Source organism: Paenarthrobacter sp. PAE-2 (genome assembly GCF_026013155.1).
GTDB classification, from domain to species: domain Bacteria; phylum Actinomycetota; class Actinomycetes; order Actinomycetales; family Micrococcaceae; genus Arthrobacter; species Arthrobacter ureafaciens.
Window position 1 is genome coordinate 25,446 of sequence record NZ_JAPDNV010000029.1, and the last position, 22,327, is coordinate 47,772.

A 22,327-nucleotide genomic window follows, 5' to 3' on the forward strand; every position below is an offset into this window, starting at 1 on the left:
CAAAGAGAGAACGACGCAAGCTGGGCTAGAGAGCCACACGCAACGCTTACTGATCTACCTGATCGCACCACGTCCGGAGAGCCACCGGTTTGTCTATCAACCCTCCGTCAGTGCAGTGTCGGAAGCGTCGGCCCAATTGCCCGAGAATAGATAGATAGCCATCTCATCGTTGGGGGAAACCTTTGGTAGTGCCAGCAGACGTCTTTCAGGACATAGAGAACAAATACTCTGCCTATCCGTACGATGACCGGTACGCCCGCTATTACCAAGATCAAAGGCAGGCACTCCGACCTGCCTTTGCCTACTTCCACGACAAGCTCAACTCGCTGCTTGGCTACATGAACCACAAACGGGAGCGAGGAGGGCACTACAACGCCGAACAGAGCCGGGACCTTCTTGAGGTCATGCGTGAGCTGGGACAGCTCAGGACGAACCTCAAGAGGATTGATGTTGAGGTAAGCCTGAGAAAGTCCTATCAAGATGCGCTCGAACGCTGCCGTACCTTTTTGTCCCCTAGTGGGGGAAGCGCCATGCCCCCAGATTTCGAAGAGATACCTCTTGAGGACTACGAGGCCATTATTACCGTCGCGGCAGACATCGTTCGCATCGAAAAGTCCGGCAAAGACTATCCGCTGAAACCCCTTGGAGAGGGTTCCTACGCGCTTGTCTATAAGTACAAGGATCTTGAGTACAAGATGCCCGTTGCCGTGAAGGTGGCGAAGAAGAACCTGGCTCAGAACGAGCTGGATAGGTTCAGGGCTGAATATGACGTTCTAGCTGACCTGAGCTCCCCTTACGTGTTGGCGGTCTACGGGTACAACGAAACCAGGATCAGCTATGCCATGGAGTTTTGCGACTACACCCTCGGAAAATACATCTCCATTAATAATGGCAACCCGAAGTTCGACTTCAGCAAGCGGCAACGTATCGCACAGCAGTTCCTTTACGGCATCAGCTATCTCGCATACAAAAACGTCCTCCACAGAGACCTGAGCTACACGAACGTACTCGTCAAGACCTACGACGCAGGAGTAGTCCAGGTGAAGCTCTCAGACTTTGGTCTACACAAAACTCAAAGTTCCTTACTCACCCGGACAGGGACCGAGATGAAAGGGACCATCCTCGACCCAACTCTCACCAGCTTCAAGGACTACACGCTTAGCAACGAGATCTACTCGGTGGGATTCATCCTCTCCTTCATTTTCACCGGAAAGGAAGCCCCATACGTGGCCGGCGCCAACCTCGGGGCTCTTGTCCGAAAATGCACAGACCTGACCACTGAGAAGCGTTACAAGGGAATTCAAGAGATAATCGATGCAGTGGCCGCTCTGGACAAAGACACCTTTCTGGCATGAGCTGGCCTCTGACACCTCGGCCGAGCACACTCTCCCTTTGGTTCTCCTAGTGGCCAAAATTGCCGGCGGCCTGCTTACCCTAACCGAGTGAATGCCCGGTAAAGGATCCTCAAACTGGACGAAAATGCCTCGAGGCTTCTGGCCGTGCAAAAACCGATGGCAGGACGCCACGTTTCGTGTGTCAGTCCCGTCCCGACGGGTCTTCGCTCTCCTCGGCCGTGTCCTGCATCCCCCAGCGAACATTGAAGGCGGCAGCACTATTCAGTCCGAAACCGAGCCTATGCTCGGCTGGCACAAACTGAACACCTTCCGCAAAATGCATCGTCAGTTCGATCCGCGGACTTACCTCTAAACGGTCGTCTTCGACGCGTTTGACGTCATCGAGAGACACTCGCCATTCCATAAAGGGGAACGAATTCGGTGGTTCTCCCATCCCCTCTGGGTCCATCACTTGGCCTATGAGATGTCCCCTCATCTCAATCCAAAGCGGGCTTGTGTCGACCAGTTTCTTGGACAACAGCCCAGCGCGCGTTTCTGCTTCAAGAACGAGAAGGTTCAGTACCCCTGCTCGAACATAATCAAGGAGCTTTCGGGCGTGGAGATTGGCATTCGCTCGGTACTCTGACAGTGCTATGCTCCCGTGCTCTAGTCCGTCGCTTGCCCTTCGTGCCGCATCGTAAGTGTCTATATCTCCTTGGCAGATGACGTCTCGTCGCACTCTCGCTAGGAGCATCTCGATCCAGTTCGAACGCGTCACATCGATCCCTCTGTGCTGCGCATGGTCCTCGCGAGACTCGAAGCCGAGCGCCTCCCGTTGGGCCCGCTCGGCGGCAGGCGCAAGAGCCTCGAGAGCCATGTAGGCGTGGGCTAGTGCGAAAGCTTGGCCCCTGGTGTTCCAGTATTGGAGCGCAGCGTGGTACTGTCCGATCGCTCGGCTGAGACGGGCCGACTCTGGGGAGGCTAGGAAGGATTGGAGCAACTGGCCGAGAAGCCCTTCATCGAGCCTTCTGCCGATCTTCGGAATTCCCTCCTGCAGGCCAACTTCTCGTTGCCAGAATTCCCGGGTCGTCAGCTCAGCCCCCGACTGAAAGGCCAGGAATGGCTCCGGTACTGGAACGAAAGCATTGACGGCCGAGGACAAGACTGCTGCGAGTCCGCTCGCCGCCGCCCCTGCATAAGCCAACGCTTCATCGATTCCGTCAGATGTCAGATCGATCTGAAAAATGAGTTCCCGGGGGATCAGATCCGTTAGTCCTTGGTCCTCGAAGCGCGTCCAGAGTTCGACATCCACAGGCGCCGGTTCGGACGGCAGTCCCTTAAGCGCAAAGTGATGGCCGGGCAGAAGCTCAGTTCCACTGCCCGCCAAGAGGAGCACGCGCCATCGTGCGGATTCATCTACAGCCTTCATGCATCCATCCCCTGTCATCCTGAACAGAGCCGTTCCCACGGAAGTGGCGACCGCATTTTCCACCAACTCCCGTCGAATCACCATGGTCTGTACCCTGGTGCCCTCGGGTCGCTGCAGTGGCTTCAACATGCGGTAACGGCTCCAGCCAAGGCTACTTCTGAGGCGCCGTTCACTCACGGTCAACTCGTTCGGTCAGGGATCCTCAAGCAGACGTCGGATAGCGTGACAGACTTCTAGCCAGTTCGGATTAGTTTCCGCGATTGCTGGACTGAAGGAGGAACTTACTTAGTGTCGCAGGTACAAAGACGAGAGGCAGTATATGACCTCATCCAGTTGCGGTGCCCGTTGCAGGAGGCCTTGGCTCGATTGTCGACTTTTGAATGGCCATCGCAGGAAGAGCTCGCCACTGCCTTTGCTCGGGATATCGGCCATGCACTTGATGAATTTTGGGCCGGGAAGATTAGCGCAGATGATCTTTGTGTGTGGGCTGAGGAACTGCAGGGCCGAGAAGATATTGCACTGAAGCCCGAGGATCGCGATTTCTTGGCGGATGCACTATTCCAGCTGTCTACGCCCGAGATATGTGGTCCCGCTGATGAGGTGGCCCTTGCCCTCAGGGTGCGGCTGACCTAACACCCAAGCCCTCATAGAAGACAGCCTGCCCGGTAAAGGATCCTTCACCGGGCAGGCTGGAACGGCCAGTGCTCTCGATGAGCGTGCGGAACGCCGCCCCCGAGGGCGTCAGCCCGCCAGCATCTTCCCCCACTTGGGGTCCAGGAGCGGCGCCCCGGCCAGCTTCAAAGCGTGCCAGAGGGTAACCGCCACGGAATCGAGAACGGGTACTCCGGTGCGTGCCTCCACCTCCGCCGTGATGTTGGCGCCGTACAGGTTGGTGCAGAGGTACACCAACGCATCAGGATGGGATGCTGCGAGCTCAAGCGAACCCGGCAGCATCTCGTCGTCCGTCACCCGTGCGAACGATTCGTTGTCGCTCAGGTCCAGGTGTCGGTGGTCGATGGTCTTGATCCCCTCGCGGGCGTAGGAAGCGATGACTGCATCATTTACATCCGGGGTGTAGGGCGTGAACAGCCCGATCCGCTCGGTCCCGAATTCGGAAAACGCGGAGAGGTAGGCCAGCGTCGAGGTCGTGGCCGGGATGCCGGTGGCTTCGGTGATCTCCCGGACCATGGCGTGGTCATGCGCGGCGCCGAGCCACGATCCCGACGTCCCGTTCCAAGCGATGACATCAACGTTCGCCGTGGCCAGCAATTCGGCGGCAGCCCTCATCACGGACGAATCGAACTGCTTGTCCGAGGAATCATCCAGCGCAATGCGGGTAACAGGGATCCGGGTGGAATGGATGGTCACGTCCCGGCGGTCGCCGAGAATCCGGTAGGTCTGGGGTTCCAGGCACGTGTTGGAGGACGGCACAATCATGCCGATGCGGGTGGGGCGGTCAAGTGAAGGCATGGGGGTCTCCTAGGCGGAAGCGGAAACAGGTGCAGAAAGGGAACGGTGTTCGGTGAAGCCGTTGCGGGCGATGAAGCGGCCCGCGGCTCCGGGGTCGTGGAAGCCGGCGGCGTCCAGGACCACGCGACCGGCAGAAACCACGACGGCGGGCCAGCCGTTCAGCGTCTTCCCCTCGAAAGGCGAGAAGTCGGTCCCCATGTGCAGCGCTCCGCCGTCGACGGTTCGCTGTGCGGCGGGATCGAAGATCACCAGGTCGGCGTCGAAGCCTTCAACGATGGCGCCTTTTCGAGGGAGCGCGTTGATGCGCGCGGGGCCGGCGGAGAAGACCTCCACGAAGTCCTCCACGGAGCCGCCTGACTCGGTGACCATGGCCGTGAAGGCAACGGGCATCCGGGTCTCGACGCCGGGCAAGCCGTGAGGCATGAAACGGATATCGTCCGTGCGCTCGCGTTTTTGGGAGAGGTCGTAGCAGGAGTGGTCCGAGGAGACCGTATGGATGGCACCGGAGGCGAGGCGTTCCTTCAGGGCAGCAACGGTTTCGGCGTTGCGCATCGGCGGGCAGCAGGCGTACCACTCGGGGAACGTGGATCCGTACACGCTCTCATCCAGTGTGACGTAGTGCGGGCACGTCTCCGAGTAGGCCTCCTGGCCGCGCTCGCGGGCGGCGGTCACCAGGTCCACTGCGCCGGGCGTGGACTGGTGGACGAAGTAGACGGGGGCTCCGGTGTATTCGGCCATGGCCAGTGTTTCCTTGACGGAGACTTCCTCGGCGAGTTCGGGCCGCGTGCGGTGCAGGTGTTCGATTCCGATCAGGCCATCGGAGGCGTGCTGCTCGGTGCAATCCGCAATGATGGCATCGTGTTCAGCGTGGATGTAGGTGAGACCGTCCAGGCGCACCATTTCCCGCATGACCTTCAGGATGGTGTCGTTGTCAGCCATGGTGGTGCCGCGGTTGGTGGTGTACATCTTCACTGACCGGACGCCCTCGGCGGCGAGTTGTTCGAGCTGCCAGGGTACGGTCTCGTCCCAGGCGATCACTGAGCCGTGCAGGGCAACGTCGCAGCGGGACTCCTGAGCGAGGCGTTTCTTGTTGAGCACTGCCTCCAGTGGTGTTTCCTGGGCGTCGCGGGGGATGCCGAAATCGATGATGGTGGTGGTTCCGCCCCACAGTGCTGCGGTGGAGGTGGTGGCGTAGTCGTCCAGCGTCCGGAAACGGCCGGTGACCTGTGCAACATGGCAGTGACCGTCCACGCCGCCGGGAATCACCAGCATGCCTGCAGCATCCACGGTACGGGCCGCTGCGGGTACGGGTTCCGTGGCGTCGAGCAGCGCGGTGACTTTTCCGCCGTCGACGATGACGTGGGCGGACTGCCGCCCGAAACTGTTCACCACCGTGCCGTTGGCGATCACGAGGTCTGGGAGTTGGGACATCTTCGTCCTCCTGTTCTGAAGGGTTCTTAGGACGTGGCCGAGAGGTGCGCTGCTTGCGCGGCGGTCATGGCGGCGTCGAGGTGAGGGGAGAGGCCGCGGCGCGCTTTGACAGGTGGAGCCGCGAAGGAGCCACCCCGGTGGGTGCCGGACTTGAGTGAGATCACGGCCTCGGCCATGCGGATGCCTGCCGAGATGCCGTCTACCACCGGGACGGGGATTTGGCCTTCCAGGTCGCGGGCCAGCCCGGCGAGCGGGGCGCCGGCGAGGATCACGACGTCGGCTCCGTCCTCGGCGACGGCCTGCCGGCTCAGTGCCAGCAAAGTTTCTTTGAAGTCTGCCTGGACCGAGCCGATGGAATTGAGGGATTGGTTGATGGAACGGATGGACGCGAGGCGGCCGCCGAAACCGAAGCGTTCCACGCAGTCGCGGTACCAGGCCTGGATGCGGTCGGAGATAGCGATGATGGAGAAGCGCTGGCCTTGCAGGGCTGCGGCGCACAGGGCCGCTTCCGTGATCCCGATGACGGGGATGTCCACCAGTTCCTTCAGGGCCGGCATGCCGGGATCGCCGAACGCGGCCACGACGACGCCGTCAATGGCGGAACCTGCGCCTGCGTCCGAAGCTGAAGTGCCGTCGTCGTGCGTGTATTCGGCAATCAGCTCTGCAACCGCGCCGGCGGCAATCAGGGATTCAAAGCGCGTCTCGATGTACTCGACGCCGTGCCCGGCGGTCCGGACTACCAGCTTGGTACCCTCGCCGGCTGAACGCAGGGCTTCTGCCTCGATGAGCGCCGTGACGTCGTCGCTGATGTTGGGGTTGATGACCAAGAGTTTCATGGTTTCTTTCTTAGTTTTCTGGGTTCGGGCACGCCCGCGCCGGTTTCCTCCGGGAACTGGTCGCGGTACTTGCTGACGTGCGACGCCGACTGGTGGGCCGCGCGGTCAGGGTCGCCGCTGGCGATGGCTGCGTAGAGTTCGCGGTGCTCGCGGATGAGTTCGGGCAGGTCGCTGACGTGGCGGAACAGCCAGTGCATGCGGCCTTGGAGGGGTTCCAGTGCGGAGCGGAGAAAGTCGTTGTTGGCGATGCGGGTGATGGCATCGTGGAATTCGCTGTTGGCGCGGTGGGCTTCCAGGATGGAGCCTTTCGCGAGGAACTTTTCGGCTTGGTCGAGGAGGCTCTCGAGGTGGCGGAGGTCTTCTGCGGTGGCGCGCTTGGCGGCCAGCCGGCAGGCGAGGACTTCGAGTGACTGCCGGACGTCGAAGAGGTCTTCCACGTCCTTGGCGCTCAAGCCGCTGACCTCCGAACCGCGCCCAGCACGGTCGCGGATCAGGCCTTCTTGACGGAGCATCCGGAGCGCCTCGCGGATGGGGAGCCGGGAAACGTTGAACTCGGCAGCTAGGTCCCGCTCCACCAGCCGGGTACCGGGCGCATAATGCCCTTCGAAAATCCTGGAACGGAGCGTGTCACGCACGGATTCCCGGAGGGGGCGGTCCGTGTTGTTCGTGTCTTCTGCGGTCAGCATGTGAGCTCCATTTCGTGATGTGTAAGGCAATGCGCCCGGTCCCGGCGGTGCCCGGCCATTGGGTGGTTCAGGACCCTCCGGCCGGCCCGGTGAGTGCGAGTCAGACCGGGAGCCGCTTGTTGTAATCGAGGGCCAGGACGGAGATGCCCATGACCACAGCGGATCCAACGAAGTACAGCAGTGCCCAGGTGTAGGAGCCGGTGGCCCCGACAATCAGGCCTACCACAATCGGCGTGACGAACCCGGCAATGTTGCCGCTGAAGTTCATCGCTCCACCCAGCACACCGGCGTTGGTACGGCCGCCAAGGATGGACGGGATGGACCAGAAGAGGCCTACCCAGCGGAGGAAGAACAGGACTGCGGAGAGGAGGACGACGGCGGTGATCGGGTCCGGGACGATCGTCACGCCAACCAGGCCGCCGACTACGACGAGGCTGGAGATACCCAGCAGGGTGCGCATGACTTTGTTGGCCGAAGCGCCGGAGGCCCGCCACTTGTCCGCAATGGCGCCGCCGAGGATCTCGCCGACGAAGCCGGCGCCGAAGATCACGAACGTGGACCAGCCGATGGTCTTCAGGTCAAAGCCCTTTGCCTGTGCCAGGTACAGCGGACCCCACGTCAGCAGGCCGTAGAACACTCCGTTGAAGCCGAGCCAGCCGAAGCACATGGCCCAGAAGGAACGGAACTTCAGGTAAGGCAGGAGGGCGCGCTTGCCCTGTGCCCCTTCACGGGCGGCCTCGGCGTCTTCCTCGGCGTGGGATTCCTCGATGTAGCTGGCTTCGGCATCGTTCACGCCCTTGTGCTGGCGGGGGTTGTCACGGATGTACCACCAGACGGCCAGGCCCATGAGGATGGTGGCAGCACCGGCGATGATGAATGCCATCCGCCAGCTTCCGGTGGACGCAATCAGCCAGGTGATGAGGATGCCGCCCAGACCGGCACCCAGGGGAGCGCCGGCGTCGAGGATGGTGGCGCCGCGGCCACGTTCTTTCCTGTGCATCCAGATGGCATTGAGCTTGCCCCCGGCAGGCATGACGCCCGCCTCGGTGACGCCAATACCCAAACGGGCGATGAACATGCTGAGGAATCCGCCGGCAAGGCCGGATGCGGCCGTGGCAGCACCCCAGCCGACGCATGATGCGGTGACAACTTTGCGGGGGCCGAACCTGTCAATCAGCCAGCCCACGGGGATTTGCATGAGGGCGTACGTCCAGAAGAACGCTGACAGCAGCAGGCCCACGAGTTCAGGGGCGAGGTTGAATTCTTTTTGGATGATGGGGAGGGCTACGGAGATGGAACCACGGTCGATGTAATTGACCGCAACCAGGACCAACAAGAGGATAAAGAGCTTCCAGCGGACGTTCGTGCGTCGCTGCACGCCGTCCTTGCCGGGCTTTTGGTCGGTGTCCTGGGTTGCCAGTTGGGCGTTTTCGGTAGACACAGCTTCTCCTTCAGTAGGAGTCGACGGGATGGGGAATGTCTTTGGGGTGAGCCGGTGCGGGATATCGCTGCGGCGTGACCCTTACCGGCGGCAACTGTTGCGGTGCCTGCTCTTCGGTGGAACGTGCCCGCAGCCGGTGGTGGATCTTTTGGGATCCCGTTTTGGGATCCCAAAATCAAAGTTAGGTGTGGCGGGGGCCACTGTCAAGGGGTTTGGTATACCTAGTCTTCCGACGAATTGTGACCGACGGTTTTTTTCGGTGGATGGCTCAGTGGTTATCAATCGCTGCCGCTCCGCTTCCGACATGCGAAAACCCGGCGAACCTTGGTGGATTCACCGGATTATAAGTAGATACTGCGGCAATGCGATCGCAGTCGCTTGGGATACCGCTCACTTGAAGGGATGAAGTGTGCGGCCGGGCTGTATGCCAGAATCTCCACCAGTTCAGTCACTTGTGGGCCATGCTGGCTTGGCTGGTATTTTCCTCGTCTTGTGCATCGGCTTTAGGCTCTGTGTTCTTGTAGTTCTGAGTTTGCGCCTCGGCGGCGTCGGGCCCAATCTGCGAATCGAGCCAGCATGGTGACGGCTGACGGGGTCAGCGGGCCGTTTGGGCTCATCGTTCTCGTGCGCGGATTTGGGCCGCGTCAGGGTTGCTGCTTGGCGGTGCGGTCTACGAGAAAGGCGCCGCTCCAACGTCGCCGCTGGTTTGGCAGGCGTGGGTGTGGCGCGGGAGCCTGTCAAAGATGGCTGTGGCCAGGGTTTTTGGCATGAGCTCGTCGAAGCCGGCCGGGTGCTCGCCAGGCGACAGTCGCGTGGACTGCCGTTGTTCTGTTACTCACATCCACTTGCACTTATAAGTGCAAGTGCCATAGTGTGATGGAACGTTAAGGAAAGTACGCCGAGGGAGGCGAACCATGTCCGCGCTATTGGACAGAACTGAAAAGACAGTAGTCGCCACAACCGATCAGGAGAATGCTCAAGCTCGAGCGCTGGTTGCACGGCTGCGTGAAAAGACCAACGACTCTCTATCCCTGGCACTAAAGAACGGCTCGGGAGAAACTGTGGAAGTGCCGGCGGAGCTGACCGCCCTCCTTGGCAAGGTTGTGGAGGCGATGGGCCGGGGCGCGACTATAACGATCGGGACCCTTCCTAAAGAGCTGACCACAACGACGGCCGCAAAGATGCTTGGAATTTCCCGCCCGACCCTGATGCAGCTGATCGCCAAAAATGAGTTACCCGCGCACAAGGTTGGATCGCATACTCGCGTCTTCACCCAGGACGTCCACAACTACAGGGACGCCAGGGCAGTAATGCGGCGTCAGGGCCTGGATGAACTCCGCGCGTTCGAGGACGAATTGGGAGCCGAGGACTAACACGAGTGGTGACCGCCGAAGCTGTAAAGTGCAGTCTATGAGCTCGGCGGTCACCGTTGTCCTAGTGGACGCCAACATCCTCTACTCGCGAACGCTTCGAGATTGGATTGGCCTTTTGCAGTGCGAGGCACCAGATCTGTTCACCGTGGTGTGGACAGAAGACATCATGGTGGAAACCCTGTATCACCTCCGTAAGAAACACCCGCTCTGGTCTGAAGAACAGATCGGCGGTCTTCGCCGGCGATTCGAGAAGGCGTTCACTGGAGGGCAGATCACTGGCTACCAAATCGATGAGACCAGGCAGTATCCCGACATTGGGGACGCCCATATCCATGCCGCAGCCGTCCATGGCGCCGTGGACATAATTGTCACGAAGAACGGCAAAGACTTTCCGTACAGCGACGATCTTACGTACGAGATATATGAGCCTGACGACTTCCTGCTCCTCGTCGATGACGCGGCTCCGCAGGCAGTTCAGGCTGTGACTGAATCACAGCTGTGCTATTTTCACCAGAAGTGCTCCTCTGATGAGGGGGTCGACCTTCCGCTTCGGCTCAAGAAGGGCGGAGCTCCACAGTTTGCTGCCAGAGTCCGGGGTCACTTGCAGCACGTGGATATGAAAATCCTGACTACACAAAAACCGGTCGAGTCTCAGGAAGATGAGGTCCAGGTTTCAACCTAGCTAGGCCCGGGAGCGATTCAGGTCCGTCACTAGCTGATGGATTCCAGCAGCCACTCCTCTGATGCGGGATCCAGGCGCAGCAGAAAGGTCCGTCGGTCTCCGGCGTAAAAGGCTCACTCGGTCGGATAAACACCAAGGGCCCGTGCCACGCGGTGGGGATCTTGAGAACGTCAGCGGAAGGTGCGACAGCGGTACCCGCCTCGGGTGCCGGACGTTCCGGATCCGCCGGTACCACTTTGGCGGACAACAGTTCGGCAACGGCCAAGGGAAGTTTAGTGGGGTTCCCTGCAATCCGGGCCGCAAGGCTCAGTGCATCGGTTTGGCCGTCTGCCATGGCCAGCGCGGTGGTGGGCCAAACGTGGGACTCATGCCCGCCGCCGTCGGGCATTGCCTGAAGCAGCTCTTGCTCGGCGCGGTTCCCCGGTGCGGACAGTACAAACTCGTCCATCACTGTGTCTTGCAGGCCCGAGCCATCCATGAGGTGGTCGTGGATGCTAAGGATGTTGGTCTCCAGCTTCGCTAGGGGCTGCGTGATCTTTTGCAGGGATCCGGGCTGGTCAAGGAGCAGGGTACGGGCACGCCACAGTGACGGGGTAGAGTTCAAGCGGCGCCGATGCTTGAGTGCCGGGGCGTGCAACCACCGCCGCAAGACCTTTGCGGCCGACTGCCGTCCGGGTAGTTCGTAGGCGTTGCTGCCGCGTCACGGTCTGGCGGCAGCTTTCGCGGGCGGTCCTAGCGGATGCGGTCCGTGTCGAAATCGTCGTCCAGGTCGGGGTTGGTGTTGCGGACGGCGGCGGCGTCCTTGAGGAGGTCGCGGATCTCGGCCAGCAGGGCAGTGTCGGCAGGCAACGGCTCTTCCTCGGGCTCCTCGGTGGACAGGCGGTCCTTGACCATGGAGTTGATCTTGTTCATGGGCGCCACAAAGATGAAATAGACCACGGCAGCGGTGATCAGGAACGTCACCAGAGCGGTCAGGACCGCCCCCAGGTTCACGAAGGTGGCCTCGTTGTCAGGCCAGATCCGGAAGCCCAGGCCATCGGCATTGACGCCGCCGGCCGCTGCGATCACCGGGTTGATGATGTTGTTGGTGAACGCGCCCACCAGTGCGGTGAAGGCGCTGCCAATGACGACGGCGATCGCCAGCTCGATCACGTTGCCGCGGAGAATGAAGTCCTTGAAACCCTTAAACATGTCATGTCCTCTGATCAGTCGGTGCTCATCGCTCAAAGCAGAGAACAAACTACCACCCGCAAGTATCAGGGCGATGTCACGCGACGGCCTCCGCGGTGGAGGCACGTGAAGGTCGACGGCGGCCAAGCCACCTTTCGGCGGCACCCATGGCCCTCGTGGCAAACGCCCAGTAGGCGATGCCACCTGCTAGCGATGCCGCAACTGCCAGGCCGAGGCTGGCCTCGGCGAACAGTGGATAAACAAGCCAATGCGTCACGTAGATGTACATGGAAGACGTGGCCAGCAGCGCAGTGATCCGGTGAAGGCCGCGAGGCACGGGCAGGGTAGTTATCCAGAGCAGGATGAGGAACCCCACCAGGACCGTGGCGCTGCGGGGTTCGCTGGAGAACGATCCGGGAATGGTCAGCAGTGCCACGAGGGTCATGGCCGAGCGTTGCCACCACGTCTTGGACAAAGCGGCGGCCCAGCCGAAGGCGAAGAGCCACAGTACGGGCCCCTGCCCGGGGTAGGGGAGTTCGATCACGTCGAAGCGTTGTAGCAGGTCAATCGCTGCGAGGCTGAGCGGAAGCAGCCACGGCCACCTGCGCTGTGCCCTGTCCAGGGCGGGGATGGCCAGCAGAGCCGCCAGGCCCACCAGGATATGCACCAGGATCTCAATGAACCAGAAGCGCGACATGTCGGTCCAGCCTTGGGGACCCACCAGCGTGTTGAGCAGGAAAATGTTGTGCCAACCGTAGTCGTCCGTGATGGCGAAGGCCACGCCGATCACCGCCATGCTCGGCAGGGCGATCCGTGCCGCCGCCTTCAGTTGCCGCTTGAGCCGTGCCCGGCGTGGGCCCGACAGCTGGAACCGGGCAAAGTTGTATCCAGCCACCGCTATCAGGACGTGGGCCGTCCCTTCCCAGTCGAAGAGGCCCACATGGGTGGAAACGATGAAGATGATGGCCACTGCCCGCAGGACGATCCCGGTCTCCATGCGCGCAATCAACCTGCGACGCTGCGGTGCCGTCCCCGGCTGTGGGTTGTGTGCCGCCTTGTTGGGCCCTGCTGGCTTCGCTTCCGGTTCTTTGGGAGTCAGTTCGCACACCGGCATCAGGTGCCACCCGTCGGGAAGGTAGCCCAAGGCACTTTCCAGGCGGACCGACGCAGCTACGTAGGAGAGCGAATCGCCGCCCAATGAGACGAACGTGTCCGTTTCCTTGACGTCGGTCCGCTCAAGAACATCGGCAAAGATGGTCTTGGGGTCATTGCAGGCTTTTGCGGGTGGGTTTCTTTGCGGCTCCTGCGATGCAAGGGCGAGGACGGCAGGGTAATCCGTCTTTCCGTTGACCAGCCGTGGAATCGAGTCGACGGAGCAGAGGGTCAACGCCGCCCGGGGTATGCCAAGGTCCTGTGCCACGGTCTTCGCGAGAATGGAGAGCTCATGCTTACCTTCGACCGCGGCCACGAGGCCACTGTCGGACCCGGCAACTGCTGCCGTGACGCCGTAATCAGCCAGGATCTTTTCGACCCGTCCCAGGTCAACGCGCAACCCCACGATCTTCACGAAGCGACTCCGCCGCCCGACGATCTGGTACAAGCCTCCCGGCCCCCTGCGTGCGAGGTCGCCCGTGCGGAGCTCGGTGATGTCCCGTCCCCGGGCGAGGTCCGATGGCTGCTCGGCGTAACCCAGCATCACGTTCGGCCCTGAGTAGACGAGCTCACTCTCATCCAGGCCGGGCACGGGCTCCAGCCGGAAGGATCCTCCGGGAATGGGGACCCCTATGGCGTGGGGGTTATCTGCGGCCTCATCCGGTGGGAGATACGCCATCCGTGCGGTCGCTTCAGTCTGGCCGTACATCACAAAGAGGTCCCAGCCGCGCTCCTGGCCGAGCTGCGCATAACGGCGCACGCGAGCAGGGTCCAGGCGTCCGCCCGCCTGGGTGATGTACCGAAGGCTGGGTAGCTCCATGGTTTCGAAGCCCACGCGTTCGAGCAGGTCGAAGGTGTAGGGAACCGCGGCGAAAGACGTGACAGACCGCGACCGCATCAGCTCCCAGAAGCACGGATCAACCACGGACAGATCCGTGAGGGCAATCGAGGCACCCACCAGGAGGTGGCTGTTCACGACGCTCATGCCGTAGCAGTAGGACAGGGGAAGCGTGGTGGCCGCCGTGTCCTCCGGGCGGAGGTGCAGGTATTGCGCAATGGCCTGCGCATTCGCCTGCACCGATGCTGCGGAGATGCGGACCAGTTTGGGTGATCCGGTTGAGCCGGACGTGCTCAAGAGCAGGGCGAGTTCGGGATGGAGATCGTGCTTGCTGCCGGAGCGGCGTTCTTCAAGGATTGTCCCGCCGTCGACGGAGCGCGCAATGAGATCCGGCTCGTAAGCCGCCAGCAGCGACTCAACGGCAGGGCCTCCGCCGGAGGGGAGGATGAGCAACGGATGACCTGACGAGAGGGCTGCCAGGTACACCGTCAACGACGACAGTGTGTTGTCGGCTTCGAGGGCGACCAAGCGTCGGGCGGTGCCAAACGACGCCGCCATCTCCTGGACTCGGCAGGCCAGTTGGGCGTAGCTCACTGTGTCTGTTCCGAGGTGTACTGCGGGCCGGTCTCCAAACGATGCCAAGTGTGCGGCAAAGGAGACTCCGGCCAAATTCGGCTGAATACTCACCAAGGCAAGATAGAAGGTATGCCTAACCTAACTCAAATGGATTTGCGTGCGGTTCCGGAATGTGAAGCCTTGGAGCAAGCCGGGGAAGGGGAGGGGAAGTGATAGAGCAACCCGGGAAAGGGGAGGGGAAGTGATAGAGCAAGCCGGAAAAGGGGAGGGGAAGTGATAGAGCAACGGACTGACGGACGCTCTATCACTTCCCGCCGCCCCAGCGCGGATGCTCTATCACTTCCCGTTGTGGCCTAGCCGAATAGCGCCCTCGTGTGATCGTTGAGGAAGAGACCGCGGGGGTCGAACTCGCGCCTGATTTGCAGGAAGGTGTCGAGCTCCGGGTACAGGCGCTCCAGGCGGCTGCGGGTCATGAAGTGGATCTTTCCCCAATGCGCACGCGGCTCGAACTCCTGCAGCACTGCGTCTGCGTCCCGGAAGAACTGCCAGTAGTCCGTTCCTGGCTTGGTGGTGAGTGTGATGACGGTGCTGTCACGCCCTTGGAATTGGGACATGTAGGCGTCATCGGCCTTCACCCAGCGGACTTCCACAGGGTACTTCTGGTCCGGATGCTTGGTGCGGATCAGGTCTTGGATGGCCTCGGTAGCCGCAAGCCCGTCTTCGCTCCGGACAAAGTACTCGAGCTCGTGGAACTGCGTGGTGAAGCCACCAGGGTAGATCCGGTAAGAGCGGTCCAGCCTGGCCCCTTCGCGCGTCGAAATGGCCGGTTCGTCCGGCACGGAAACAGCGTTGTACCGCTTGGTGTAGCTCCGGTTAGCCATGTTGTGTTCCGGGGAGCCGGGCAGGTCCAGCAGTTCGCAGGAGTCGGCTTCGGGGCACCAGAGGAACGAATAGTGGCGGTTCGAATCGATGTCGTCCTGCCACGTGGAGACGGTCTCTTCCCACGTAGGGTAGGTGATCTGCTCTTGGAGGTAGTAACTGTCGTCCACCTCGAGTTCGACTTCCAGGAACACCCCCAACGTACCCAAAGCGACCTGGGCTGCACGGAGTTCACGAAGTTGGCCCTCGCCGATTTCCACGATTTCGCCGAAACCGTTGATGAGCTTCACCCAGCGGAGCTTGGAGGAGAAGCTGCCAAGGTCCTTACCCGAACCGTGGGTGCTGGTGGCCAAGGCTCCGGCGATCTGTTGCTTGTCGATGTCCCCCTGGTTGCTCAGGGCCAGTCCCTGCTCCCAGAGTGCGTCCCCAAAGGCGTTGATCGTGGTCCCGGCCAGTGCCCTCGCACGACGCCTTGACTGATCAGTGCCCGTGATGGCCGAGAGCCGGGACATGTCCATCAACACGCCGCCTGTTTGGACCAAAGGCGAGGACGAGTGCCCAGAGCCGACTGCCCGGACCGGCAGACCCTCACGGATGGCGAAACGTACGGCGTCGAGGGCTTCTTCTTCATTGCGTGGTTGGACTGTGAAAGCCGGGGTAGCAGTTTGGTTGCCTCCCCAATTGGTCCACGGCACCTCCGTCCGGAAGGGTGCCGAGGGGATGGCCGCGGCAGGTGCGACCGGGTTCACTGTGGTCATAGCTAAGCTCCGTTGCTTATGGGGTGTATTGTTCACGCGCCGTGGTTGATCATGACGTGCTTGGTCCGGGAGTAATCATCCAGTGCGTAGAGCGAAAGGTCACGTCCGTAGCCGGATCCCTTGAAGCCGCCCCACGGTACCTCGCAGGCCAACACCAGGTGTGCGTTCACCCATACAGTGCCGAAGTCGAGTTGCTTGGGTATCCGGAGGGACAGGCTCGAATCGCGCGTCCACACCGAGGCAGACAGGCCGTAGGGACTTTCATTGGCCCGGGCGACTGCCTCTTCCTCGGAAGAGAAGGTCTCAACGGTGACCACGGGACCAAAGATCTCGTGCGTGGCGATGGCTGCACCTGCGGGAACATCCGTGATGACGGTCGGCTCAATGAAGTAACCCGTTCCGTCGAGCGCGGAACCGCCAACAGCCATGGTCAGCCCGGCGGCCCGGGCTTCGGACAAGGCCGCCTTTACCCGTTCAAAGTGCGGGCGGGAGATCATCGGTCCAATCTCGACGTCGTCACCCGCCTCGGGTGCTCCCACCACCAAGGTGCTGACTTCACTGACCAGGTTTCGTGTGAACTCCTCGGCCACCGACTCATGCACCAGCACGCGGCAGGCCGCACCACAGTCCTGCCCGGCGTTCCAGAAGCCCGCGTTCCGAACCCCGGCAGCAGCGGCCCGGAGATCGGCGTCGGGGAAGACGACCACGGGAGCCTTGCCGCCTAGTTCAAGGTGCACGCGCTTGACCGAACGTGCCGCGGTCTCTGCCACGGATTGTCCGCTCACGACGCTTCCCGTGAGGGCCACCAAAGCGATGTCCGGGTGCTCGGAGATTCGTTGCCCAACAGTGCGGCCTTGGCCTGTCACAACATTGAGGATGCCGTTCGGGATGCGCCCGGCCAAGACCTCCGCCAGCTTCAAAGTGGAGAGCGGCGTCTGTTCCGAAGGCTTCAGGACGAGGCTGTTGCCTGCTGCGAGGATGGGCGCAATCTTCCACGCCGCCATGAGAAGCGGGTAGTTCCACGGCGTGATGACTCCCACGACGCCCACCGGTTCCCGAAGGATCACCGAGGTGTGGTCTGTAGCGTAATCGCCGCCTGCCATGGAGGTCAGCGTTCGGGACGCCCCGGCCATGAAACGGAACGTATCTATGGTGCTGGTGACGTCGTCTTCCACCACAGCAGCGGGTTTGCCGGTGTTCGCGGACTCGATGGCCTCGAACGCTGCCCGGTTGGCCTCGATGATGTTGGCGATCAGGTTCAGGACATCTGCCCGTTCCTTCGGAGTGGTGTTGCCCCAGGTCCGCTGCGCCGAGACGGCGGCCGCGACCGCAGCGTCAACATCCGCGGCGGTACCGGCGTGAACAGACGCGATGACTTCTTCGGTGGCGGGATTCACTACATCGATCGGGGCTGTGGAAGCAGCACCGGGGACGAAGGTGCCGGCAATGAAGTGACCCGCCGGAGGCAAGATGGCTGAGACATCGGAGGTGTTGTTCTCGGCGCGGTGAACAGTGAATGCTTCGGGCTGGGTTGTAGTCATGATGATTCGCTTTCAGATGAGGTCTGCGGTGACTGTAGGGGAAGGAAAGGGGGCGGCTTTTGTCTTCTTCGGAAAGATCCTGGCCGCGAGGTAGTAGAGAGGCGCCACGACCACCAGGCCGACGATCCATGAGATGTCCACGCCGCCCATCGCTGCTGCCAAAGGTCCGGTGTACACGGCGGTGGCAGAGAACGGAACCTGGATCAAGGCACCTGCTACGTATGAACCGATGGCGACCCAATTGAACCGCCCGTACACTCCGCCGTCGCGCTTGAAGAAATCCTCCACACGGTAGTCGCCGTGTTGCAGCAGGTAATAGTCCACCAGGTTGATGGCGGTCCAAGGGACCAGGACGTACATCAGGAAGGACAGGAAATTCGTGTAGAACAGGATGAAATTGTCGCGGGCAAACAGCGCGATCAGCACGGCCAGCGTAAAGAGTACGACGGCGGCAACGCTGCGGGTTTTCGCCCGGGGAAGCCATGTTGGCTTGAAGGTCTGCCAAATGGTCAGGGCGCAGAGCACGCCACAGTAGAGGTTCATGGCATTGGACGCCGCTACGCCCAGGCAGAAGATTCCCACGATGATCAAGGTCCACGGTTGAAGCAGCGCGCCCAGGCTGCCGACAATCTCAACATCGCCGGCACTCATGGTCACAGCAAGTGTGCCCACCAAGGCGCCGAGAATCATGGGGAAGAGGGTTCCGAGGACGCAGCCCGAGTAGGAAGCCCAAAAGGCCGGAGCGGATCCTGTGCCTTGCGGCATGTAGCGGGAGTAGTCCGAGACGTACGGGGCGTACGCGAGTTGCCACAGGGCCGAGACCGAAATAGTGCCCATGAAACCCACCCAGTTGAAGTTCCCCTGCTCCAGGAAGTTGCTTGGCAGCCCGTGGACCAGCAGAATCCAGCCAAAGGACAGCAGAAGGGCGAGGCCGGCCGCGACGCTCAGGACGCGGGCGTAGGCGTGAATGAGCCGGTAGCCAAAAATCGTAGCGATGACGCTGACGACGCCGATGATGACGATGCCCCCGTCGACGCTGATGCCCGGGCTAACGGCCGCCATGGCTTCGCCCCCAAAGACGAGGTTGGCCGCGAAGAATCCCACGTACATGATCACAACGATGACCACGATCAACAAGGCACCAAACGACCCGAATTGCCCCCGGGTCTGGATCATCTGCGCGACTCCGAGTTGGGGTCCCTGTGCTGAGTGCAGCGCCATGAAGATGCCGCCCAGCAGGTTGCCGATGATGATCGCAACTACCGCCGGAACAAAGCTCAGGCCGAACACCGTTGTGGCCAAGCCGCCGGTCACGATGGTCATGATCATGATGTTGGAGCCGAACCAGATGGTGAACAGGTCCCTGGCTTTGCCATGACGTTCGTTCAGCGGGATCGGCTGGATGGTCTTGTCCTCCAGCCGTGGAACTTCTGCCGGTGCCGGGGTGTTCATGATGCGCTCCGTGAAGCCGTCTCGAGTTCGCGAAGTTCCGTGGACTTGCTCCGGTTGACCATCAAAGCCAGCAAGTCGAAGACCAGCGTTGCCGCGGCCACTGTGGTGATGTCCGCATGGTCATACGCCGGAGCGACCTCCACCACGTCCGCTCCGACAATGTTGATGCCGTCGAGTCCCCGCAGCAGGGCCAGGAGTTCGCGCGAATGCAGGCCGCCCATCTCAGGGGTGCCGGTGCCGGGAGCGTAAGACGGATCCAGCACGTCGATGTCGATGGAAACGTACACGGGGGTATCCCCGAGGCGCTCCTTGACGCGGGAGATCGCGGCCGGAACTCCGATGACGTCCAGGTCGGAGCAACGGATGATCTGGAAACCGAACTCGTGATCGCGGATGAAATCGTTGCGATCGTACACCGGTCCGCGGATGCCCACATGCATGGACTTGTCCTCCACCAGCAGGCCCTCTTCGAAGGCCCTGCGGAAGATGGTGCCGTGGGTGACGGGCTGGTCGAAGTAGGTGTCCCACGTGTCCAGGTGGGCATCGAAATGCAGCAGTGCCACCGGCCCGTGGACCTTATTCAAGGCCCGCAGCATCGGAAGGGCTATGGTGTGGTCGCCGCCGATGGACACGAGCCGCTTCGATTCACTGATGAGGGGGAGGGCCTGTTCTTCGATTTCGCGGACAGCGCGGGTGATGTCGTAGGGCGTGCAGGCGATGTCGCCGGCGTCCACAACCTGGGCTTCGTACACGGGCTCGACGTCGAGCTCGGGATGGTAGCCCGGGCGCAGGAGCCGCGATGCTTCACGGACCGCGGCAGGACCAAAACGTGCGCCGGGCCGGAAGGAAGTTCCGCCGTCGAACGGCACGCCCACAATGGCGATGTCGTAGTCCGGGACACGGTCGATTTGGGGGAGCCGGGCGAAGGTGCCCAGGCCTGCGTAGCGGGGAACCTTGGTAGCGTCCACGGGGCCAATGGGCTGGTGCGTTGTCATGGCTTGATCCTTCGGGTTGCTGGGGCGCTCGCCTTTGAGCGGGAAGTGCATAACTCAATTCTTGGTGACGCGGATCACGGCGGATAGCGGTACATTGACTACAAATGGTCGAGGTGTTTAGACAAACGTCTAAACACCTCGAATGGACCGACGTTCACGCCCCAAAGGAATCGAATAATGGCCATCACCGTCGCCGAACTCGTGGCCGAGCCGCAACTCGGACTCACCCTTCTGGCAGGTGCCACGGGACGGGACAACCGCATCACGTGGGCGCACACCTCGGACCTGCCCAGGCTGTGGGAGTGGATCACCGGTGGAGAGCTCATGATGACCAACGGGATGTCCATCCCCGCGGATGCGCCGGGCCAGGTGGCACTCGCCGAGGCGCTGGTTGATTCCGGGGCAAGTGCGCTGGCGATCGGCGAAAAGATGCATGCACCGGAGCTTCAACCGGAATTCCTGCAGGCCTGTGATCGGCTTGCCCTGCCCCTCATCAACATCCCGTACCCGCTCCCGTTTATCGCCATCGCGAGGTCTGTCGCCGAGTCCTCGCTGCTCGAGGAGTCCCGTCGCCTCAGGCAAACAGCCCGGGTTTACGATCTGCTTCGTACAGCCGGAGCATCGGAGGACCACTGGCAAAGCCTCGTTCTGCGGCTCGCTACGGAACTGGATTCGGAGTTGTTCGTGGTGGATCGGCGCTGCCTGGATCCGTGGCATCCAGAGGGCCAGCCCTTGCCGGACTTCCTTGTGGAGGAGTGGTCACCGCACCCGGGGCGAGTATCCGTGGCAGGGAAGAACTTTCAGTGGCACCGGATCCGCGGGCGGCATGTGCTCACCATGGACGTTCCCACGCACGCGAATGCGCTCCTGGTGGTGCTGCCCGGCAGCGAACCGCACCCTGACGCCGTCGTACTTTTGCATGCCGCAACCGTCCTGGGACTGCAATTGGCACGCATCGTCCTCTCGTTGGAAGGGCGCCACCGCCTGGCCGGTGAATTCCTTCTGCAGGCGCTGGACGGCCGGCTCGGAACCGGGGAGATCGAGCGGCGTCTGACGGCTTTTGGGGTGCCTCCCCAGGAGTTTGTGGTCGCCTCGTTGTCCGCGGACGACGGCGACAGGCTGGCGAACGTGCACGTTGAACTATGGCGGCACGGAGTTCCCGCAGCATCTTTGCGTCGAAACAATCGCCTGCATGTGGTGTTGGCCGCCGACGTGGAGGACGGATTGCTGGTTCACTGCGCCGGGCCTGAGTCGGGTATCGGGGTGAGTTCGCAGGCTTCGGTCGCCGGACTTCAGCAGGCCCTGCAGGAATCTTTGTGGGCGCTGGGTTCGGCCAACGCAAACAGGCTCGGCTTGGCCCGGTATGCAGAAGGGCCGAGCTGGCTTGGGCTGACCGGATACGAGGAAGGTACTGCCTTGGTGCGGCGTCTTCTGGGCCCGGTCTTCGACTATGAGCAGCGAATGGACGGCGATTTGATAGTCACGCTGAAGACGTATTTGGACTCGCAAAGGTCGTGGCAAAAGACTGCCTCCGCGCTCTTTACGCACCGGCAGACCATCATCTACAGGATCCGCAAAATCGGCGAGTTGACGGGCCTGGACATGGGTGAAACATCGACCCTGGCCCAGCTGTGGCTGGCTCTGCAGATCCATGAGGCTATGCAAGGCTAGTACGCCGCCCTGACCTGCGCGTCTTGCCTTTCTTCGCGATCACCCGCTATGGTGTGAAGCGTGTCACCGAGGTGGCGCACACGCTTTTGATCTGCGGCGGGAGAGTCCTGCCGGGTACATCCAGTCAGGCGCCGTAGGAGCAAATCCTCCCCAGGAATCTCTCAGGCCCATGTACCGCCGCGGCGAGGCAACTCTGGAAAGCAGTCCGGGCAACCGGGCTCACCGACGGTGCAAGTGGACAACCAAGTCCACGGAATCTCTCAGGTCCAATACAGAGCGGGGAGGAACCCATATTCACCACGGCGCTCAGCGGGCGCCTGAATCCTGGAGTTCCTCTTGACTGTTCAATCCTCCCCAACCGCGTTCGCGGACCGGCATATCGGCGCCCGCCGCCAGGCCGATATCGACACCATGCTCAAGGCCATCGGCTACGACTCCGTTGATGGCCTGGTTGACGTTGCGGTCCCCGATTCCATCCGCCAGTCCTCGCCGCTGACCCTGCAAAAGGCCCTCAGCGAAACCCAGGTCCTGGCCGAACTCCGCAAGCTCGCGGCCAAAAACAAGACTGCCGTCCAGATGATCGGCCAGGGCTACTACGACACCATCACGCCCC

Annotated in this window: 18 protein-coding genes, 1 pseudogene and 1 riboswitch; of the genes and pseudogenes, 6 read left to right on the forward strand and 13 right to left on the reverse strand. The window is 61.7% G+C overall.

Annotated features, from left to right (window positions below; all coding sequences use genetic code 11):
- The first annotated feature begins 188 nt into the window (after window positions 1-188).
- A complete protein-coding gene (locus tag OCL88_RS15850) occupies window positions 189-1,355 on the forward strand; it encodes a protein kinase family protein (protein WP_264963116.1) in 1,167 nt (388 codons plus the stop codon).
- Window positions 1,356-1,536: 181 nt separating this feature from the next.
- Here the strand turns inward: OCL88_RS15850 and OCL88_RS15855 are convergent, their stop codons facing one another.
- Window positions 1,537-2,763 carry a hypothetical protein gene (locus OCL88_RS15855; RefSeq protein WP_264963117.1) on the reverse strand — a complete coding sequence of 409 codons (1,227 nt, stop codon included), beginning with the start codon at window positions 2,761-2,763 and terminating at the stop codon, window positions 1,537-1,539.
- Window positions 2,764-3,051: 288 nt separating this feature from the next.
- On the opposite strand from OCL88_RS15855, the gene OCL88_RS15860 reads away from it, so the two are divergent.
- Window positions 3,052-3,396 carry a hypothetical protein gene (locus OCL88_RS15860; RefSeq protein ID WP_264963118.1) on the forward strand — a complete coding sequence of 115 codons (345 nt, stop codon included), beginning with the start codon at window positions 3,052-3,054 and terminating at the stop codon, window positions 3,394-3,396.
- A 108-nt stretch (window positions 3,397-3,504) separates the two neighbouring features.
- On the opposite strand, the gene OCL88_RS15865 is transcribed toward OCL88_RS15860, so the two are convergent.
- From OCL88_RS15865 to OCL88_RS15885, 5 genes are all read right to left on the reverse strand, one after another.
- The gene (locus OCL88_RS15865; RefSeq protein ID WP_264963119.1) at window positions 3,505-4,233 is read right to left on the reverse strand and encodes an aspartate/glutamate racemase family protein; all 729 of its coding nucleotides are present in this window, start codon (window positions 4,231-4,233) and stop codon (window positions 3,505-3,507) included.
- Between the two features lie 9 nt (window positions 4,234-4,242).
- The gene (locus OCL88_RS15870; protein WP_264963120.1) at window positions 4,243-5,664 is read right to left on the reverse strand and encodes an amidohydrolase family protein; all 1,422 of its coding nucleotides are present in this window, start codon (window positions 5,662-5,664) and stop codon (window positions 4,243-4,245) included.
- 26 nt (window positions 5,665-5,690) lie between these two features.
- Window positions 5,691-6,500, reverse strand: a complete 810-nt coding sequence (locus OCL88_RS15875) for an aspartate/glutamate racemase family protein (RefSeq protein ID WP_264963121.1) — start codon at window positions 6,498-6,500, stop codon at window positions 5,691-5,693.
- On the reverse strand, window positions 6,497-7,186 hold the full coding sequence (locus OCL88_RS15880) for a GntR family transcriptional regulator (RefSeq protein WP_193592566.1): 690 nt from the start codon (window positions 7,184-7,186) through the stop codon (window positions 6,497-6,499). The genes OCL88_RS15875 and OCL88_RS15880 overlap by 4 nt, the downstream gene beginning before the upstream one ends.
- A gap of 100 nt (window positions 7,187-7,286) precedes the next feature.
- On the reverse strand, window positions 7,287-8,627 hold the full coding sequence (locus OCL88_RS15885) for an MFS transporter (RefSeq protein ID WP_236593384.1): 1,341 nt from the start codon (window positions 8,625-8,627) through the stop codon (window positions 7,287-7,289).
- 914 nt (window positions 8,628-9,541) lie between these two features.
- Here OCL88_RS15885 and OCL88_RS15890 point away from each other — a divergent pair.
- Window positions 9,542-10,000 (forward strand): helix-turn-helix domain-containing protein, encoded by a 459-nt coding sequence (locus OCL88_RS15890; RefSeq protein ID WP_264963122.1) that lies wholly within the window; start codon window positions 9,542-9,544, stop codon window positions 9,998-10,000.
- A gap of 37 nt (window positions 10,001-10,037) precedes the next feature.
- On the forward strand, window positions 10,038-10,682 hold the full coding sequence (locus OCL88_RS15895) for a PIN domain-containing protein (protein WP_264963123.1): 645 nt from the start codon (window positions 10,038-10,040) through the stop codon (window positions 10,680-10,682).
- Here the strand turns inward: OCL88_RS15895 and OCL88_RS15900 are convergent.
- From OCL88_RS15900 to speB, 7 genes and pseudogenes are all read right to left on the reverse strand, one after another.
- A pseudogene (locus tag OCL88_RS15900) lies at window positions 10,630-11,346 on the reverse strand (hypothetical protein); the annotation flags it as partial. The gene OCL88_RS15895 and the pseudogene OCL88_RS15900 overlap by 53 nt on opposite strands.
- 68 nt (window positions 11,347-11,414) lie before the next feature.
- Window positions 11,415-11,873, reverse strand: a complete 459-nt coding sequence (mscL, locus tag OCL88_RS15905) for a large conductance mechanosensitive channel protein MscL (RefSeq protein WP_264963124.1) — start codon at window positions 11,871-11,873, stop codon at window positions 11,415-11,417.
- A 76-nt stretch (window positions 11,874-11,949) separates the two neighbouring features.
- Window positions 11,950-14,529 (reverse strand): AMP-binding protein, encoded by a 2,580-nt coding sequence (locus OCL88_RS15910; RefSeq protein WP_264963125.1) that lies wholly within the window; start codon window positions 14,527-14,529, stop codon window positions 11,950-11,952.
- A gap of 242 nt (window positions 14,530-14,771) precedes the next feature.
- Entirely contained in the window at window positions 14,772-16,055 is a 1,284-nt protein-coding gene (locus OCL88_RS15915) for a D-arabinono-1,4-lactone oxidase (protein ID WP_264963126.1), read from the reverse strand.
- A 32-nt stretch (window positions 16,056-16,087) separates the two neighbouring features.
- Window positions 16,088-17,596 carry an aldehyde dehydrogenase family protein gene (locus tag OCL88_RS15920; protein ID WP_264963127.1) on the reverse strand — a complete coding sequence of 503 codons (1,509 nt, stop codon included), beginning with the start codon at window positions 17,594-17,596 and terminating at the stop codon, window positions 16,088-16,090.
- 12 nt (window positions 17,597-17,608) lie between these two features.
- Entirely contained in the window at window positions 17,609-19,048 is a 1,440-nt protein-coding gene (locus tag OCL88_RS15925) for a purine-cytosine permease family protein (protein WP_264963128.1), read from the reverse strand.
- Complete coding sequence (gene speB / locus OCL88_RS15930; protein ID WP_264963129.1) at window positions 19,045-20,043, reverse strand: agmatinase; 999 nt, start codon at window positions 20,041-20,043, stop codon at window positions 19,045-19,047. The genes OCL88_RS15925 and speB overlap by 4 nt, the downstream gene beginning before the upstream one ends.
- Window positions 20,044-20,220: 177 nt before the next feature.
- Between speB and OCL88_RS15935 the strand changes: the two genes are divergently transcribed.
- The gene (locus tag OCL88_RS15935; protein WP_264963130.1) at window positions 20,221-21,714 is read left to right on the forward strand and encodes a PucR family transcriptional regulator; all 1,494 of its coding nucleotides are present in this window, start codon (window positions 20,221-20,223) and stop codon (window positions 21,712-21,714) included.
- Between the two features lie 87 nt (window positions 21,715-21,801).
- Window positions 21,802-21,901, forward strand: a riboswitch (glycine riboswitch).
- Between the two features lie 149 nt (window positions 21,902-22,050).
- A partial coding sequence (locus OCL88_RS15940; RefSeq protein ID WP_264963131.1) for a hypothetical protein occupies window positions 22,051-22,327 on the forward strand: 277 nt, incomplete at its 3' end.

Coding starts and splice junctions, on each gene's coding strand:
- OCL88_RS15855 (WP_264963117.1), bottom strand. CDS start 2,763: ATGAAGGCTGTAGATGAATCCGCACGATGGCGCGTGCTCCTCTTGGCG.
- OCL88_RS15870 (WP_264963120.1), bottom strand. CDS start 5,664: ATGTCCCAACTCCCAGACCTCGTGATCGCCAACGGCACGGTGGTGAAC.
- speB (WP_264963129.1), bottom strand. CDS start 20,043: ATGACAACGCACCAGCCCATTGGCCCCGTGGACGCTACCAAGGTTCCC.
- OCL88_RS15915 (WP_264963126.1), bottom strand. CDS start 16,055: ATGACCACAGTGAACCCGGTCGCACCTGCCGCGGCCATCCCCTCGGCA.
- OCL88_RS15890 (WP_264963122.1), top strand. CDS start 9,542: ATGTCCGCGCTATTGGACAGAACTGAAAAGACAGTAGTCGCCACAACC.
- OCL88_RS15865 (WP_264963119.1), bottom strand. CDS start 4,233: ATGCCTTCACTTGACCGCCCCACCCGCATCGGCATGATTGTGCCGTCC.
- OCL88_RS15880 (WP_193592566.1), bottom strand. CDS start 7,186: ATGCTGACCGCAGAAGACACGAACAACACGGACCGCCCCCTCCGGGAA.
- mscL (WP_264963124.1), bottom strand. CDS start 11,873: ATGTTTAAGGGTTTCAAGGACTTCATTCTCCGCGGCAACGTGATCGAG.
- OCL88_RS15935 (WP_264963130.1), top strand. CDS start 20,221: ATGGCCATCACCGTCGCCGAACTCGTGGCCGAGCCGCAACTCGGACTC.
- OCL88_RS15895 (WP_264963123.1), top strand. CDS start 10,038: ATGAGCTCGGCGGTCACCGTTGTCCTAGTGGACGCCAACATCCTCTAC.
- OCL88_RS15925 (WP_264963128.1), bottom strand. CDS start 19,048: ATGAACACCCCGGCACCGGCAGAAGTTCCACGGCTGGAGGACAAGACC.
- OCL88_RS15875 (WP_264963121.1), bottom strand. CDS start 6,500: ATGAAACTCTTGGTCATCAACCCCAACATCAGCGACGACGTCACGGCG.
- OCL88_RS15920 (WP_264963127.1), bottom strand. CDS start 17,596: ATGACTACAACCCAGCCCGAAGCATTCACTGTTCACCGCGCCGAGAAC.